The 14,978-nt window shown below is 71.7% G+C and carries 13 protein-coding genes and 1 tRNA gene; 3 read left to right on the top strand and 11 right to left on the bottom strand.

The genetic code is table 11. The features are described from left to right. Positions 1-8 precede the first annotated feature (8 nt). On the bottom strand, positions 9-773 hold the full coding sequence (gene radC, locus GVN67_RS16610; RefSeq protein WP_159997946.1) for a RadC family protein: 765 nt from the start codon (positions 771-773) through the stop codon (positions 9-11). 302 nt (positions 774-1,075) lie between these two features. Here radC and GVN67_RS16615 point away from each other — a divergent pair, with 302 nt between their 5' ends. Then, entirely contained in the window at positions 1,076-1,417 is a 342-nt protein-coding gene (locus tag GVN67_RS16615) for a DUF6525 family protein (RefSeq protein ID WP_159997948.1), read from the top strand. A 62-nt stretch (positions 1,418-1,479) separates the two neighbouring features. On the opposite strand, the gene GVN67_RS16620 is transcribed toward GVN67_RS16615, so the two are convergent. From GVN67_RS16620 to GVN67_RS16655, 8 genes are all read right to left on the bottom strand, one after another. Continuing rightward, a tRNA-Met gene (locus GVN67_RS16620) sits at positions 1,480-1,556 on the bottom strand. A 39-nt stretch (positions 1,557-1,595) separates the two neighbouring features. Then, entirely contained in the window at positions 1,596-2,702 is a 1,107-nt protein-coding gene (mnmA, locus tag GVN67_RS16625; RefSeq protein WP_159997950.1) for a tRNA 2-thiouridine(34) synthase MnmA, read from the bottom strand. Beyond that, positions 2,699-3,391, bottom strand: a complete 693-nt coding sequence (locus GVN67_RS16630) for a TenA family protein (RefSeq protein ID WP_159997968.1) — start codon at positions 3,389-3,391, stop codon at positions 2,699-2,701. The genes mnmA and GVN67_RS16630 overlap by 4 nt, the downstream gene beginning before the upstream one ends. Positions 3,392-3,395: 4 nt before the next feature. Further along, a complete protein-coding gene (locus tag GVN67_RS16635; protein WP_159997952.1) occupies positions 3,396-3,719 on the bottom strand; it encodes a ferredoxin family 2Fe-2S iron-sulfur cluster binding protein in 324 nt (107 codons plus the stop codon). A 10-nt stretch (positions 3,720-3,729) separates the two neighbouring features. Beyond that, positions 3,730-4,917 (bottom strand): cysteine desulfurase family protein, encoded by a 1,188-nt coding sequence (locus tag GVN67_RS16640; protein ID WP_159997954.1) that lies wholly within the window; start codon positions 4,915-4,917, stop codon positions 3,730-3,732. A 93-nt stretch (positions 4,918-5,010) separates the two neighbouring features. Next, positions 5,011-6,306 carry an ArgE/DapE family deacylase gene (locus GVN67_RS16645; protein WP_159997956.1) on the bottom strand — a complete coding sequence of 432 codons (1,296 nt, stop codon included), beginning with the start codon at positions 6,304-6,306 and terminating at the stop codon, positions 5,011-5,013. A 196-nt stretch (positions 6,307-6,502) separates the two neighbouring features. Further along, positions 6,503-7,582 (bottom strand): cysteine desulfurase family protein, encoded by a 1,080-nt coding sequence (locus tag GVN67_RS16650; RefSeq protein ID WP_159997970.1) that lies wholly within the window; start codon positions 7,580-7,582, stop codon positions 6,503-6,505. A gap of 2 nt (positions 7,583-7,584) precedes the next feature. Beyond that, positions 7,585-8,091 (bottom strand): Rrf2 family transcriptional regulator, encoded by a 507-nt coding sequence (locus GVN67_RS16655; protein ID WP_159997958.1) that lies wholly within the window; start codon positions 8,089-8,091, stop codon positions 7,585-7,587. 392 nt (positions 8,092-8,483) lie between these two features. Here GVN67_RS16655 and GVN67_RS16660 point away from each other — a divergent pair, with 392 nt between their 5' ends. Next, complete coding sequence (locus GVN67_RS16660; protein ID WP_159997960.1) at positions 8,484-9,152, top strand: alpha/beta hydrolase; 669 nt, start codon at positions 8,484-8,486, stop codon at positions 9,150-9,152. 80 nt (positions 9,153-9,232) lie between these two features. On the opposite strand, the gene GVN67_RS16665 is transcribed toward GVN67_RS16660, so the two are convergent. Next, entirely contained in the window at positions 9,233-10,327 is a 1,095-nt protein-coding gene (locus GVN67_RS16665; RefSeq protein ID WP_200845293.1) for an anhydro-N-acetylmuramic acid kinase, read from the bottom strand. 68 nt (positions 10,328-10,395) lie between these two features. Here GVN67_RS16665 and tyrS point away from each other — a divergent pair, with 68 nt between their 5' ends. Continuing rightward, positions 10,396-11,619 carry a tyrosine--tRNA ligase gene (tyrS, locus tag GVN67_RS16670; RefSeq protein ID WP_159997964.1) on the top strand — a complete coding sequence of 408 codons (1,224 nt, stop codon included), beginning with the start codon at positions 10,396-10,398 and terminating at the stop codon, positions 11,617-11,619. 55 nt (positions 11,620-11,674) lie between these two features. Here tyrS and GVN67_RS16675 read toward each other — a convergent pair whose 3' ends face one another. Further along, positions 11,675-14,884 (bottom strand): DUF3971 domain-containing protein, encoded by a 3,210-nt coding sequence (locus GVN67_RS16675; protein WP_235035339.1) that lies wholly within the window; start codon positions 14,882-14,884, stop codon positions 11,675-11,677. Positions 14,885-14,978: the final 94 nt, after the last annotated feature.

A 14,978-nucleotide genomic window follows, 5' to 3' on the forward strand; every position in this document is an offset into this window, starting at 1 on the left:
ATGGCGCGTCACAGCAGCCCCTCGCGCCGGAAGGAAAGCTGGCGGCCATTGCCGATGATGATGTGGTCATGCACCACCACGGCCAGCAGCTCGCCGGCGCTGCGGATCTCGGCGGTCATGCTGATATCGGCGCGGCTGGGCGTCGGGTCGCCGCTCGGATGGTTGTGCACCAGGATCAGCGCCGTCGCATGCAGCTCCAGCGCGCGCTTGATCACCTCCCTCGGATAGACCGGCGTGTGGTTGACCGTGCCGCGCGCCTGGGCCTCGTCGGCCAGCAGGCGGTTGCGGCTGTCGAGGAACAGCACGCGGAACTGCTCCACCGTCTCGCGCGACAGGGCGGCGGTCAGGTAGTCCATCAGCCGCTCCCAGTTGTTCAGCACCGGCTGCTCGGCGAGCTCGGCGCGGCTGAGGCGGATCGCGGCGTCCTGCACCAGCTTGATGGCGGTGACGCTGTGCTCGCCCAGGCCTGGCGTGGCCAGCAGCTCCTGCTGCGGCGCCGTCATGACGCGCGCGAAGCTGCCGTAGCGGTTGATCAGCGCCTTGGCGAGCGGCTTGGTGTCGCCCTGCTTGAAGGCGAGGAACAGCAGCATCTCCAGCACCTCGTAATCCGCCAGGCCGCCGGGGCCGCGGTCCAGCAGCCGGCTGCGCATGCGGCCGCGATGGCCCTGCGGCCCGGTGGTCTGGAAGGGCATGGCCTCCGGCCCGCGCGGCCGCGGCTCGGCCGTGGCCAGGTCGCGCGGCAGGCTGCGGGACAGCCCCGCCGGGGGCCGCATCGGGTCGAGCCGCACCGGATCGAACGGCCGGAGATCCTCGGCGAAGCCAGGGCGGGCACCCCGTTCCGTGCGCCGTGCCGGCGCGGATCCCACTGGAAAGCCAGCCCCGGCCGGTGGCCGGGTGCCGAAGAAGCGCTGCAACCACATGGCTTTCGCCCTCTTGCACCGCCCCGCCCCCCCCGGGGCCTCACCGAGCCACTCCTAGCATTCAACTTTCTGGTTCCTCAAGCCGAAATCACGGCACCGTGAGTTTCAACCCCGCATCCCTGGCCGTCCTGAAAGGAATGTTATAATGTTCCTATATGCGCCATGCCCCGACGAACGATGTCACCCAGCGTGCCCAGATCTGGACCCGGCTGTCCGGCGATGACTGGGCCGCCTTCGATGCGCTGCCGCCACCGATCCGCCGACGCCTGCAGGAGCACGCCTACGACGCCTGGGCGGTGAACGCGCTGACGCTGTGGCGCCGCTTCCGGCGCAAGCATGCCAGCTCCGAAAGGGCGTTGCGGACCCTGCTGCGCTATCTGGATGAATGCGAGGCGCTGGAGCGCGCCGCCTATGCCGAAGCCTACCGCCACCGGCATGGCGCGCCGCTGCCGCATCTGGCGGCGCAAGCCAGCGTGCTGCGCTACCGCTCGCGCTGAGAAATCCAACCCCTGAAACGACAAAGGCTGCGGTCCCATCAGGGACCGCAGCCTTTGTCGTTTGGTAGCGGCGGGCGGACTTGAACCGCCGACCCCGGCATTATGAGTGCCGTGCTCTAACCAGCTGAGCTACACCGCCAAAGCTTTCCGATCGGGCTTTCCAACCGGGTGGCGCCGTTTAGGCGGCGCGGCCTGCGCTGTCAACCGCTTGCGCGGCACGGCGAATAAATCCGCCGCCGAGAACGCGATCGCCATCATACAGCACGCAGCCCTGGCCCGGCGCGGCGATCGCCGGCTGCTCCAGCTGAACGCGCAGGATGCCGGCGGCGGCGTCCCACAGGGCGGTGGCAGGCTGCGGAACCTCGCGCGCGCGCAGCTTCACCTGGCAGGGCATGGGCGCCGCGGGCGGCGCGATCAGCCAGTTGACCTCGCCCACCCGCACCTCAGCAGAGGCCAGCGCGCCACGCGGCGCCACCACCACGCGACGGCGCGCGGCGTCGAGGGCGGTGACATAGAGCGCCTCCTCGCCATCGCGGGACGCCTGGCCGAGGCCACGCCCCTGCCCCACCGTGTAGCGCGCGATGCCGCGATGCGTGCCCAGCACCCGGCCATCGGCATGCTCGATGGTGCCGGGCTCGCTGGCCTCGGGGCGCAGCTTGGAGACCAGCTCGGCATAGCTGCCCTGCGGCACGAAGCAGATATCCTGGCTGTCCGGCTTCTCGGCGACGGCGAGGCCAAGCCGCACAGCTTCCGCCCGTACCTCGGCCTTCGAGACGTAGCCCCCCAGCGGGAACAGGCTGAAGGCCAGCTGCTCCCGCGTGGTGGCGAAGAGGAAATAGGACTGGTCGCGCGCCGGGTCGGCGGCGCGGTGCAGCTCCGGCCCCTCGGCGCCCTCGACGCGGCGCACGTAATGGCCGGTGGCCATGGCGTCGCAGCCCAGGTCACGCGCCAGCAGCACAAGATCCTGGAACTTGACCGTCTGGTTGCAGCGGACACAGGGGATCGGCGTCTCGCCGCGGGCATAGGCCTCGGCGAAATCCTCGATCACCGCGTCGCGGAAGCGGCGCTCGCGGTCCAGCACGTAATGCGGGATGCCCAGGCGCTCGGCGACGTCGCGGGCATCATGGATGTCCTGCCCGGCGCAGCAGGCGCCCTTCTTCTCGATCGCGGCGCCATGGTCGTAGAGCTGCAGCGTGGCGCCGATGACCTCGTGCCCCTGCTCCTTCAGCAGCCCGGCGACGACCGACGAGTCGACGCCGCCCGACATGGCGACCAGGATCTTCATGACTTGGCGTCCAGCCCCATCTGCCAGAAATCCGCTTCGAGCCGGGCGGCCTCGGAGAAGGTCGCCGACAGCGAGGCGAAGCGGGGACCGCCGCCATGCGTCTCGCCGAGCTTGTCGAGCCGCCGTGCCGCGCTGCTGGCCAGCGCCTGGTAGCCCAGCGAGGCGTAGGTCTCGATCCAGGACTCGTAAGGGTTGCCCACCCGCTTGCGGCCGGGATGGGCGGCGATGCGCAGCGCGATCTCGCCATAGCCGATGGTGCAGGGGGCCAGCGCCACCTCGAGGTCGAGGATGTCGCCCGCCAGGCCGCGGTCGATCACCCAGCGGGTATAGGCAACGGTCTGCGGCGCCTCGAGCTCGGCCAGGACATCGGCCTCCGACAGGCCCCATTCGGCGCAGAAATTCAGGTGCATCTGCATCTCGGACAGCAGCGCATTGAGCGAGCTCGCCTTGCTGCGCAGCGCCTCCAGGCTCTCGGCCTTGAAGGCGGCCAGCGCCTTGGCGCGGGCGAACTGGATCAGGAACAGCCAGTCCTGCGTCAGGTAGCGGCGGAAGGCGGGCAGCGGCAGGCTGCCCTCGGCCAGCTGCTGGACGAAGGGGTGCCAGCAATAGGCGTCCCAACGCCCCGCCGCGGCATCGCGCAGACGGTGCAGCAGGCCGTCGGGGGCGCCATACGGGGCAAGCACCGCCAGCGCCTCAGGCCGCGCGGGTGCCGGCGGGCAGCTTGACGACCAGCCCGTCGAGCGCCTCGGTCATGATCAGCTGGCAGCCGAGGCGCGAGGTTTCCTGAAGGTCGAAGGCGAGGTCGAGCATGTCCTCCTCGTCCTCCGAGGGGTCCTTCAGCTTCTCGAACCACTCGGCATCGACGATGACATGGCAGGTCGAGCAGGCGAGGCTGCCCTCGCAGGCGCCCTCGATGTCGACATCGTGCTTATGCGCGATCTCGAGCACGGAAAGGCCAAGCGGGGCCTCGACTTCGCGGCGCGATCCGTCGCGCTCGATGAAGGTCATCTTCGGCATCGCCGTTCGTCTACTCCGCCGCATCTCGGGTTTCGGAAAGCGCGTGGGTCCAGGCGCGCGCCAGCAGGGAGGCCGCGTTATCCACATCGTCTCGCGAAGTAAAGCGCCCAATGCCGATCCGCAAGGTTGCCCCCGCTGCCGCCGCATCCAGCCCGATGGCGCGCAGCACATAGGAAGGCTCGATCTCGGCCGAGGAACAGGCCGAGCCGGTCGAGACGCAAAGCTCGGGCATGGCCGCGAGCATGGCCTGGGCGGAAACGCCCCCCGGGAAGGTCAGGTTCAGGTTGCCGGCGACGCGGGGGGCGGCGGCGGCATTCGCCTCCAGCCCCGGGACATCGGTCCGAAGCCGCGCCAGCAGGCGGTCGCGCAGGCCGGCGATGCGGGCCTCGTCGGTTGCCGCTTCGGCGGCGGCCAGGCGGGCGGCCTCGCCCAGGCCGACCAGCAGCGGCGCCGGCAGGGTGCCGGAGCGCAACCCCCGCTCCTGCCCGCCGCCTGAGAACAGCGGCGAAATGCGCACCCGCGGCCGCCGGCGGACATAGAGGGCACCGATCCCTTTGGGGCCATAGATCTTGTGACCGGAGAGCGAGAGAAGGTCGATCGGCAGGGCGCCCATGTCGAGCGGCACCCGCCCTGCCCCCTGGGCCGCGTCGCAATGGAACAGGGCGCCGGCCGCCTTGGCGATGGCGGAAAGGGCCGAAAGATCCTGGGCGACGCCAATTTCGTTGTTCACCGCCATGACCGAGACCAGCAGGGTCGGCACCTCGAGCGCGGCCCGCAGCGTCTCCGGCGCCAGCAGCCCGTCGGGGCCGACCGGCAGCAGGACGGGCTCGAAGCCCTCCGCCTCCAGGTCGCGCAGGCTTTCCAGGACGCATTTATGCTCGGTGACCGGGGCGATCAGGCGGCGGCGGGGGTCGCCATGGTCGCGGGCGAAGCGGGCGGCGCCCTTGATGGCCAGGTTGTTCGCCTCGGTCGCGCCCGAGGTGAAGATGATCTCGCGCGGGTCGGCGCCGATCAGCGCGGCGACCTGGCGGCGGGCTTCCTCGACCGCCTCGTCGGCGGCGCGGCCGAGGGCATGCTCGACGCTGTGCGGATTGGCGAAATTCTCTTCCCACCAGGGCCGCATGGCCGCCAGCACGCGCGGATCCAACGGCGTGGTGGCGTGGTTATCCAGATAGATGGGACGGTTCGCGGCGGCCATGGCGTGAATATGGTCCGCCCGCCGCCGAGGGGGAAGTGCGGAGGCCTCGGGGCAGCACGGCAGGGAGCGCCGGTCGGCGCTCCCCCTCCAAGGTCAGGCCTTCTTCTGGATCTCGCGCACACCGCACCAGTCGGCGACGAAGCCAGCGATCGCCAGGGTGGTCTGGCGGATGCTCTCCAGGTTGGTGCGCTCGTCGAAGGCATGCGCGCCCTCGCCGGAGGGGCCGTAGCAGAGCGCCGGCATGTCGTAATACAGGCCGTAGAACCGGGTGTCGTTCACCGCGGTGCTGCGGCGCTCGCCCATCTCCTCCTCGAAGACCTGGCCATGGACGCCGGCCAACACCTTCTCGGCGTCGCTGCCCTCGGGCAGGACGAAGCCATCGGCCTTGAAGCCGTGCCAGCTGACCTCGGGCGGGTTGTTGGCCAGGAAGGTGTCGCCGGCGCGGGCCTCGGCGATGCAGCGCTCGACGCCCGCCATGGCTTCCGAGACCTCGGTGCCGGGCAGCAGGCCGATGCGGCAGTCGACCTCGCACCAGGCGGGGGTGGAGCTGGCCCAGTCGCCGCCGCGGATGATGCCCGGGTTGAACTTGATCGGGTCGGCGATGACGCCGAAGACCGGATGGTCCTTGGCCTTGGCGTTCAGCGCCTTGGTGTGGGTCTGCAGCGCCTGGATCAGGTGCAGCGCCGAGAGGATGGCGTTGCTGCCGGTCTGCGCATGCATGACATGCACCGGCACGCCGCGCACCCGGATGCGGAACCAGACGGCGCCGGTATGGGCGCGGGTCAGGGTATGGCCGGTGGGCTCCGGGATCAGGCAGGCCTCGGCGCGGTAGCCGCGGGCCAGCGTGGAGAGCGCGCCATTGCCGGTGCTCTCCTCCTCGGTCACGGTCTGCACATGCACGTCGGCCGCGGGCTCGAGCCCGGCGCTGCGCAGCGCCTCCAGCGCCCAGACCATGCAGGCCACGCCCGACTTCATGTCATGCGCGCCGCGGCCATACATCCAGCCGTCGCGAATGGTCGCGGAGTACGGCGGGTAGGTCCACATCTCGTGCGGGCCTTCCGGCACCACATCGATATGGCCCTGCAGGATCAGGCTGCGGCCGGTGGGGTCCTTGGCGCGATGGGTGGCGACCACCTGGACCGAGCCGGCGGGGTCGACATCGACCATCGGGCTGGCCTTGGCGTGGTCGGCCAGCGGCGTCTCGGCCATGGTGAAGCGGTCCACCGAATAGCCGCGCTGGGCCATCTGGCGGGCCATCCAGTCCTGCAGGGGGGCCTCCTGGCCGCGCAGGCTGGGGAAACGCACCAGCTCCTGCAGAAAGCCGATCTCGGCGTCGAAATTGGCGTCCACGGCCTGGCGCAGCCGCGCCAGCAGGGAGGGGTCGGGCATGGAGAGAGCATCCTCGCAGGAAGGGAGCGCCGTGCGGCCCGGTGTCTCCGGGACTCGTTCGCCGGGGACGCTAGCACGCGCCCCGGCGGCCACCAGCCCCGGCCCAGCCCTGCGGGTCTGCCCCGATGGTGACAGCGAAGTTCCCCGAGGGCCGCCACCGACGCGCCATCCGCCATCGCCCTGCGATACAGGTGGTTCAGCTGGCGCGGCGCGCCGCCATCCGCTCTCGCATCGCGGCATGGGCAGCCAGGAATCGCGTGGCCGCATCGGCCGGCGCGTTCCAGGGCAGCGAGACGCGGATGGCGCAGGCGGCGGCATCGCCCAGCCCCATGGCCAGCAGCACGCCGCTGGGCCCCACCTTGCCCGAGGAGCAGGCCGCACCGGAAGAAACCTGGATACCGGCAAGGTCGAGGGCGATGACCTGGGTCTCGGCCGGGATGCCGGGCAGGATCAGGCAGCTGGTATTGGGCAGGCGCGGCGCGGCGCCGCCGGCGACGGGCAGGCCGGCCCCCTGCTCGATGGCGTCGCGCAGCGCGGCGAGGCGGGGCGCCTCCCCTGGGTCCAGCGCTTCGACGGCGGCGGCGAAGCCGGCGATAGCGGGCAGCGCCTCGGTGCCGCCGCGCCGGCCGCGTTCCTGGCCGCCACCCGGCAACTGCGCCGTGAGGTCCAGCGCGGGCCGCAGCAGCAGCGCCCCCACCCCCTTGGGCCCGCCCAGCTTATGCGCGGAAAGCGCCAGGGAATCGGCGCCCAGCTCGGCCAGCGACAGCGGCAGCCGCCCGGCCACCTGCACCGCATCGACATGCAGCAGCGCCCCGTGCCGGCGGCACAGGGCGGCGATGTCGACCAGGGGATGCAGCACGCCGGTCTCGTTGTTGGCGGCCATCACCGCGACCAAGGCGGGCGGGCCGCCGGCCAGCGCGGCCTCCAGCGCAGCCAGGTCGAGCTGGCCATCGGGCTGCACCGGCAGGGTGGCGATATCCGGGGCTGCGCGCAGGATGGCCGGATGCTCGGTGGCCCCGGCCAGCAGGCGACGCCCGGCGCCGAGGCCGAGCAGCGCCAGGACATTGGCCTCGGTGGCCCCGGCGGTGAAAACCAGGTCGCGGGCGCGGCCGCCGAAGCGGGCGGCGATGCGGCCGCGCGCCCCTTCCAGCAGGGCGCGGGCGGCGCGGCCCTCGGCATGGATCGAGGAAGGATTGCCGACCAGGTCCAGCGCCGCCAGCACCGCCTGCCGGGCCGCCGGGCGCAGCGGCTCGGTGGCATTGGCGTCCAGGTACAAGGTCACGGCTGGTCTTCGGGGCAGCGATACTCGGCCGGCGGCACGGCGCGGCCACAAACCCGCCCCTCCACCACATCAGCCAGGGACGTGTGCAGCAGGAACAGCCGGATCTGCTCGCCGAGCTCATGCCACAGGTCATGCGTCAGGCAGCGGTTGCCCGACAGGCAGCCGGGCGTGCCCTCCGAGCAGCGGGTCGCGGTGATCGGCTCGTCCACCGCCTCGATGATCTCGCCGATGGTGATGGCCTCGGCCGGGCGGGCCAGGCGATAGCCGCCACCGGGTCCACGCGCCGAATCGACAAGCCCGGCCCGGCGCAGCCTTGCGAATAGTTGCTCCAGATAGGCCACGGACAGAATTTGCGCCTGGGCGATCTCGGTCAGGCTGACCGGCCGCTCGCGGGATGGCGCGCAAGACGCATGGCAGTCATCAGTATTTTGACGGTCTCGCATCCGTGCCGCCAGCTCGACCAGGGCCATGACGGCGTACCGCCCCCGTGTAGACAGGCGCATGGCTCAGCTTTTCGAAAGTGCAAGCGCAGAGCGATACCTGCGCTCGAGAAGGCGTAACCACGCCGACGGGGGGGCCATGCCATAATCCGTTATGAAAGCGGCGCGCGCTTGCCTATATTGACGCTGTCGCGGGGAGCGGAAGCCTGCCCCGGGACGTCAAAGGCATGATGGGAGCCGGACTGCCGCGACATCCTGTCGCGAGGGATGAGGCTATTGATCCCGACCGTTTGCGTCAACCATTCGGCCGAGCTCAGACCCGTTCCTTCCTGGTCCCTCCTCCCCCACCGGGGTCATGCCTTGGCCGGCCCGGATACCGCTGACGCGGATCGCAGGGGTCCCATGGTTTCCCAACCGGGCGCTGCCGCGCCCACCGCACTGGATGCAAGGGGACGATGCCTGAAGTGATGTTTGCCGGGCCGGATGGCCGGCTTGAGGGTCGTTACCATCACGCGAAGCAGTCCAACGCCCCCGTGGCGCTGGTGCTGCATCCGCACCCGCTGCATGGCGGGACGATGAACAACCGGGTGGTCCATGCGCTGTACACGCGCTTCCAGAACATGGGTTTCTCCACCCTGCGCTTCAATTTCCGCGGGGTCGGCCGCAGCCAGGGCCGCTATGACGGCGGCATCGGGGAGATCTCGGACGCCGCCGCGGCGCTCGACTTCCTGCAGGCGGTGAACCCGAACGCCTCGATGCTGTGGGTGGCCGGCTATTCCTTCGGCTCCTATGTCGGCATGCAGCTGCTGATGCGCCGCCCGGAGATCGGCGGCTTCGTCAGCATCGCCGCGCCGGCCAGCCACTACGACTTCGGCTTCCTGGCGCCCTGCCCCTGCTCGGGACTGATCCTGCACGGCGCCGACGACGAGCTGGTGCCCGAGGCCTCGGTGCGCAAGCTGGTCGACAAGCTCAACACCCAGCGCGGCATCAAGATCGATTATCGCGTGCAGGAAGGTGCCGGCCACGTCTTCACGGCCGAGCAGACCGAGCGCGTGGCCGCGGCCGCCGAAGATCATGTGCACACCATGCTGAACCGCGCACGGATGGCCATGGCGGCGGACTGACCCTCCACCGACGGGCCTGTCGAAAAGGGGCCGGGGGGCAATCGCCTCCCGGCCCCTTTCGTTTGCGCAGGCCGCCCGCGTCACGCCGGGCTGAGCGTCACCAGCCGGCCGCCGGTCATCGGCTGCGGAGCGCCGGTGGTGCCGGGGAAGGTCAGCGGCAGCCCATGGGCGACGCGGGCGGCCAGCACGCCGAAGGCCTGGGCCTCCAGCGCGTCGCCATCCCAGCCGGCGACCTCGACCGGGCGCACCGGCTCCGGCAGGGCGCCGGCCAGGGCGCGCATCATCGCCGGGTTGCGCCGCCCGCCCCCGGCCACCAGCCATTGCAGCGGCGGCTCGGGGAAATGCCGCCCGGCCGCGGCCACGGCGCAGGCGCAGAAGGCCACCAGCGTCGCCGCGCCATCGGCCGGCGACAGGCCCGCCGCCCCGGCGTCGCGCAGCGCCCGGTCGAAATCCAGCCGGTCGAGCGATTTCGGCGGCGCCGCCTTCAGATAGGGATGCGCCAGCAGATGGCCGAGCATGGCGCCATCGGCTTGGCCGGCCAGCGCCAGCCGCCCGTCCTTGTCGTAATCGGCCCCCGTCGCCCGCCGCGCCCAATCGTCCAGCGGGCCATTGGCCGGGCCGGTGTCGAAGGCGATCAGCCGGCCGTCGCGGCCGATCCAGGTGACATTGCCGACGCCGCCCAGGTTCAGGATGGCCAGCGGCTTCGGCAGGCCGGCGGCCAGCACCGCATGCACCACCGGCACCAGCGGCGCCCCCTGCCCGCCGGCCGCGACATCGGCGCTGCGGAAGTCATGCGCCACCGCCATGCCGGTCAGCCGTGCCAGCAGGCCGGCATCGCCGATCTGCCAGGTGCGGCCCTCGCCCGGCTTCCCCGCCACCGGCCGATGCAGGATGGTCTGGCCGTGGAAGCCCAGCAGGTCGGCCTCCAGCCCCAGCTTCAGCACGGCCTCGGCATGGCGCTCGGTGACGCGGCGCTCGCAATCCCGCAGGAAGGGGTCGTCCGGCTCGGTGGCCTCGGCCAGGTCCAGCAGCTTGCGCAGGTCGCGGCGCAGCGCCGGATCATAGGGCATGGTCAGGCTCGGTCCGATCCGCCCGATCCTCTCCCCGTCCGTCTCAACCCATGCGGCATCCACGCCATCCAGCGAGGTGCCACTCATTAGCCCGATGGTTCGCAGCATGCCCCTACTGTGCTAGGGCCGCTGTCCCGGGGGAAGTCCCCCTGGGCCACAACCGGGCATTGGCGATGACCAACGAGTTTCTGCATGTCGCGCGCGAGCGCGGCTATATCCACCAGGTGACGGACGAGGCGGCGCTGACCGCCCGGATGAAGCAGGGTCCGCTGGCTTCCTATATCGGCTTCGACTGCACGGCGGACAGCCTGCATGTCGGCAGCCTCATGCAGATCATGCTGCTGCGCCTGCTGCAGCGCACCGGCCATAAGCCGGTGGTGCTGATGGGCGGCGGCACCAGCAAGGTGGGCGACCCCTCGTTCCGCGACGAGGCCCGGCCGCTGCTGACCGATGCCCAGATCGAGGTCAACAAGGCGGGCATCCGCAAGGTCTTCGACCCCTTCCTGAGCTTTGGCGAGGGCGCCACCGACGCGATCATGCTGGACAATGCCGAATGGCTGGACCAGCTGCGCTACATCCCCTTCCTGCGCGAGGTCGGGCGCTATTTCAGCGTCAACCGCATGCTGTCGATGGACAGCGTCAAGCAGCGGCTGGAGCGGGAGCAGTCGTTCAGCTTCCTCGAATTCAACTACATGCTGCTGCAGTCCTACGACTTCCTGGAGCTGTTCCGCCGCTACGGCGTCGGCCTGCAGATGGGCGGCTCCGACCAGTGGGGCAACATCATCATGGGCGCCGACCTGGTCCGCCGCATGGAGAGCAAGGAGGCCTTCGGCGTCACCACGCCGCTGCTGACCACCGCCTCCGGCACCAAGATGGGCAAGACCGCGGCCGGCGCGGTCTGGCTGAACGCCGAGAAGCTGGCGCCCTATGACTACTGGCAGTTCTGGCGCAACACCGAGGACGCCGATGTCGGCCGCTTCCTGGCGCTGTTCACCGAGCTGCCGATGGATGAGGTCCGCCGGCTTGGCGCGCTCGCCGGGGCCGAGGTGAACGAGGCCAAGAAGGTCCTGGCCACCGAGGCGACCGCGCTGCTGCATGGCCGCGAAGCCGCTGAGCTCGCCGCCGAGACCGCCCGCCGCGCCTTCGAGGAAGGCCAGGCGGCCGAGACCCTGCCCGGCATCACCGCCAGCCTGCCGGCGGCGGTGATCGACCTGGCCGTGCAGGCCGGCTTCGCCGCCAGCAAGGGCGAGGCGCGGCGGCTGATTCGGCAGAACGGGCTGAAGCTGAACGACGCCGCCATCAGCGACGAGGCGCAGGAGGTGACGGCCGCCGATCTCCGCGACGGCGCCGCCAAGCTTTCCGCCGGCCGCAAGCGCCACGTCCTGATCCGCCCGTAAGGCCCTCGGGCTGCACGATGAAGGGGACCGCTTGGCATCCAGGCGGTCCGCTTTTTCATTGCTGCGCCGGGCCCGGCGGCGTGCTGCCCGGGCTGCCGCCGAAGATGCCGCGCAGGAAGCCCGGGGTCAGCGCCGCCAGCGGATTGACGCTGACCGCCGGATCCGCCGCCGGCCCGCGCATCCGCCAGGTCGCGGCGAACAGCCCGCCACCCTGCTCGGGGCTGAACAGCCGCCCCAGCAGCGGGATCTGCCCCAGCAGCGAATTCAGCACATAGGCCGGCACGATGGTGCCCTCGAGGTCCATCGGCCCGGCATGGCGGGCGATGCTGCCCTTGGCGGTGACGCCAAGCGAGGGCGAGAAGGCCCGGGCGTCGCGCAGCAGCAGCGCCTCCGGCGTCAGGCTGAAGGGCGCGACCATGCGGGAAAAGCTCAGCCCGGTGCCGCGCACCGCGTCGAAGACGCCATAGACGGTCAGCGCCTGCAGCAGCTTGCCGGCGCCCTGGGCCTCCTGCACCGAGAAATCCGACATCTCGGCATTGCCGGTCAGCACCGCGCCGGGAAGGTTGCTGGCCCAGCGCCCGGTCACTGCCAGCCGCCCGCCCTCGAGGCTCTGCAGCACGTCGAAGGCGCGCAGCAGCGCCCCGGCATTGGAGGCGTTCAGCCGCAGCTCCCGCGTTCCCGCCACCGGTGTCACGGTGATGTCGAAGCCGCCATTCGCCCCGCCGGCCTGGCCGGTGACCCGCGCCTCGCGCCAGACGCCGCGCGAATCGGCGGCGGCGCGGCCCTGCACCGCGGTCAACGCCCGGCCCTCGCCCAGCAGCACGCGGTCGAAATGCCCCTCCACCGTCACCGGCGGGCCTTCGGCCGCGGCCGCGCCGGGGCGCTCGGGCTCGGCCATGCTGGGGCCGAGATCCATCACCGGGCCGGAGGCGCGGAACCGCCAGGGCCCGCCGGCCGCGGCCGGCGGCCGGGCCTCGACGGTCACCCGGCTTTGCTGCAGCCGCAACTCGGACAGGTCGATCCGCTCCACCCGGCTGGCGCCGGCGAAGGCCACCTGGCCGCGGGTGAACAGCCCCGGCGCCTCGACCTGGAAGCTCTCGACCGCGCGCAGCGCCTCGCCGGCGACGCGCAGCTCCGCCTGGGCGCTGGCCGCGGTGCCGGCGGGCTTGCTCCAGGCGAAGGGCGAGACGGTCATGCGGCTGGCGGTCAGGTCCCCGGTCAGCCCGACCCGCATCTCGCCATTGCGCCGCTTCTCCATCACCGCCTGCACGCCGACCGGGCCGGCCACGAAGCCTTCCAGGTCCAGGCCGAACTCGGCGATGCGGGCAGCATCCGGCCGGGCCTCGGCGCGGAAGCGCTCGACCACCTGGTTCGGCGCGCCCTGGCGGAAATCCATCTCGACCTCGAGCTTGGTCGGGATGCCGGCGAGCTGGGCATTGCCGCTGGCGCGCAGCCGGCTGTTGTCGATGCTGAGCTCGGCGGTGCCGCGCTCCATCCGCTTGCCCATCACCACATCGGCCAGGCGCAGCTGGGTCAGCCGCGCCTGCACCGCGACCTTCAGCACCTCGGAGGGAATATCCTCCAGCAGCGGGAAGGACAGGTGCAGCGTGCCCTCGAGCTGCCCGCCCGGCTCCTTCAGGTCGAGCGGCCGGCGCTCGAACAGCTTCAGCCGCGGATGGCGGACCAGTGCCACCACATCCGGCACCGGGCCGCGGATCCGCGCCTCGATCTCCGCCTGCTCCTGCGCGGTGTCGAGCGCGTGGAAGCGGATGGTGGCGCCCGGGCTGGTGAGCGCGGTGCCGGATTGCCGCGCCTGCTCCACCTGGATGCTGATCTCCGGCAGGCTGAAGCGGGCCGTGGCATTGACCCCTTCCAGCGGCGCCATCGGCCGCAGCCAGTGCACGGTGGCATTCTCGGCGCGCAGCGTGCCGTCGAGCTGGGTGACGGCCAGGCCCGAGAAATCGCCGCCCGCCTCGGCCTGCAGCGTGAAGCGGCCGTCGCGCAGCGTGCCGCCGGTCAGGTTCTCGACGATCCAGTGCCGTGCGTTGCGCACGACCTCGGCCGGCCAATAGGCGCCGAGATCGGCGGCCTCCACCCGGTCCAGCCCGAATTGCAGCCCGGCGCGCCAGCGGCCGTCGCGCAGCGCCGCCTGGCCCTGCGCCTCCAGCACCGGCGGGATGGTCTGGACGCCGGATTCGCGGGCGATGGCCGGCAGCTCCAGCCGCAGCCGCTGCAGCTTCAGCGCGGTCGGCGTGCCCTCGGCCTGCAGCAGCAGGGCTCCAAAGCCCAGGCGATGACCGTCGAGGGTGACGCCGCCCGGCCCGGCCGCCAGCCGCAGCGCGATCTCGGGCGCCGCCTGCGGCTGCCTTCCGTCGAAGCGGCCCGACAGGTCCAGCGTCGCCCGCCCATCGACCATCCGCAGCGGGGCGAGCGCCGGCATCAGGGCTGCGATGCGCGCGGGCTCCAGCTGGGGCAGCGACAGCTTGCCCTCCATTACCGGCCCCTCGCCATGGGCGGTGCCGGAGAGATGCACCGGCAGGACGTTGCCCTGGCCGGGCAGCACCAGCCCGGCGCTGCCCTGGCCGCTGACCCCCTGCCCGCCCGGCAGCCGGCGCAACGTCAGCGAGACCCGCTCCAGCCGCCAGGTGACATTCAGCTGCCGGTCCAGCACGGTGAGCTGGCCTTCGGTGATCTCCACCTCGCGCAGCGCGCCGAAAGGATTGTCCAGATCGCGATTGCCGATGAGGTCGGACAGGATCTCGCCGCCGCCGGCCTGGGCGGCGGCCGGGTCCTCGATCGGCGGGCCATCGGGGTCGCTCGGCGGCGCCGCGTTGGCGATGCGGCCCATGGCCAGGCTGATGCCGCCCTGGGCGTCGCGCTCCAGCAGGATGCTCGGCCGCTGCACGGCGATGCGCAGCGGCGTCACCTGGCCGCGCAGCAGCCGCCCCGGCGCCAGGCTGACGCTGGCGTCCGGCAGCACCTGGCGCAGCATGCCGGCGCTGTCGCGCAGCTGCACGTCGGACAGACGCAGCTCCAGCGGCGAGCCGGTGCCCTGGCGGAAGCCGGCCCAGGCGACGGCGACATCGCCCACCGTCAGCCCTGGCTCCAGCCCCAGCCGCTCCACCGCGCGGGCCAGCACCGGCAGGTGCAGCGGCCCCTGTGACAACCGCCAGGCCAGCGCGCCGGCGCCCAGCCCGGCGACGATCGCCACGCCGATCAGCAGCCGGGTCACCCAGCCGCAGAAACGCAGGGCTTGACCGCTCACCCCTGGCACGGGTTGGCTTCCCTGTGATGTCCGCCAGCCCCATGCCCGCCGATCGAGGACCCGGCCGCCGCCCAGGCCGGCGGCGGCGAGATCC

Source organism: Roseomonas sp. 18066 (assembly GCF_902706185.1).
Lineage (GTDB): Bacteria > Pseudomonadota > Alphaproteobacteria > Acetobacterales > Acetobacteraceae > Pseudoroseomonas.

Excerpts from the sequence above, each read along its gene's own strand:
- GVN67_RS16655 (WP_159997958.1), bottom strand. The coding sequence starts at position 8,091 with ATGCGCCTGTCTACACGGGGGCGGTACGCCGTCATGGCCCTGGTCGAG.
- tyrS (WP_159997964.1), top strand. The coding sequence starts at position 10,396 with ATGACCAACGAGTTTCTGCATGTCGCGCGCGAGCGCGGCTATATCCAC.
- GVN67_RS16660 (WP_159997960.1), top strand. The coding sequence starts at position 8,484 with ATGCCTGAAGTGATGTTTGCCGGGCCGGATGGCCGGCTTGAGGGTCGT.
- radC (WP_159997946.1), bottom strand. The coding sequence starts at position 773 with ATGCGGCCCCCGGCGGGGCTGTCCCGCAGCCTGCCGCGCGACCTGGCC.
- GVN67_RS16635 (WP_159997952.1), bottom strand. The coding sequence starts at position 3,719 with ATGCCGAAGATGACCTTCATCGAGCGCGACGGATCGCGCCGCGAAGTC.
- GVN67_RS16640 (WP_159997954.1), bottom strand. The coding sequence starts at position 4,917 with ATGGCCGCCGCGAACCGTCCCATCTATCTGGATAACCACGCCACCACG.
- GVN67_RS16645 (WP_159997956.1), bottom strand. The coding sequence starts at position 6,306 with ATGCCCGACCCCTCCCTGCTGGCGCGGCTGCGCCAGGCCGTGGACGCC.
- GVN67_RS16615 (WP_159997948.1), top strand. The coding sequence starts at position 1,076 with ATGCGCCATGCCCCGACGAACGATGTCACCCAGCGTGCCCAGATCTGG.
- mnmA (WP_159997950.1), bottom strand. The coding sequence starts at position 2,702 with ATGAAGATCCTGGTCGCCATGTCGGGCGGCGTCGACTCGTCGGTCGTC.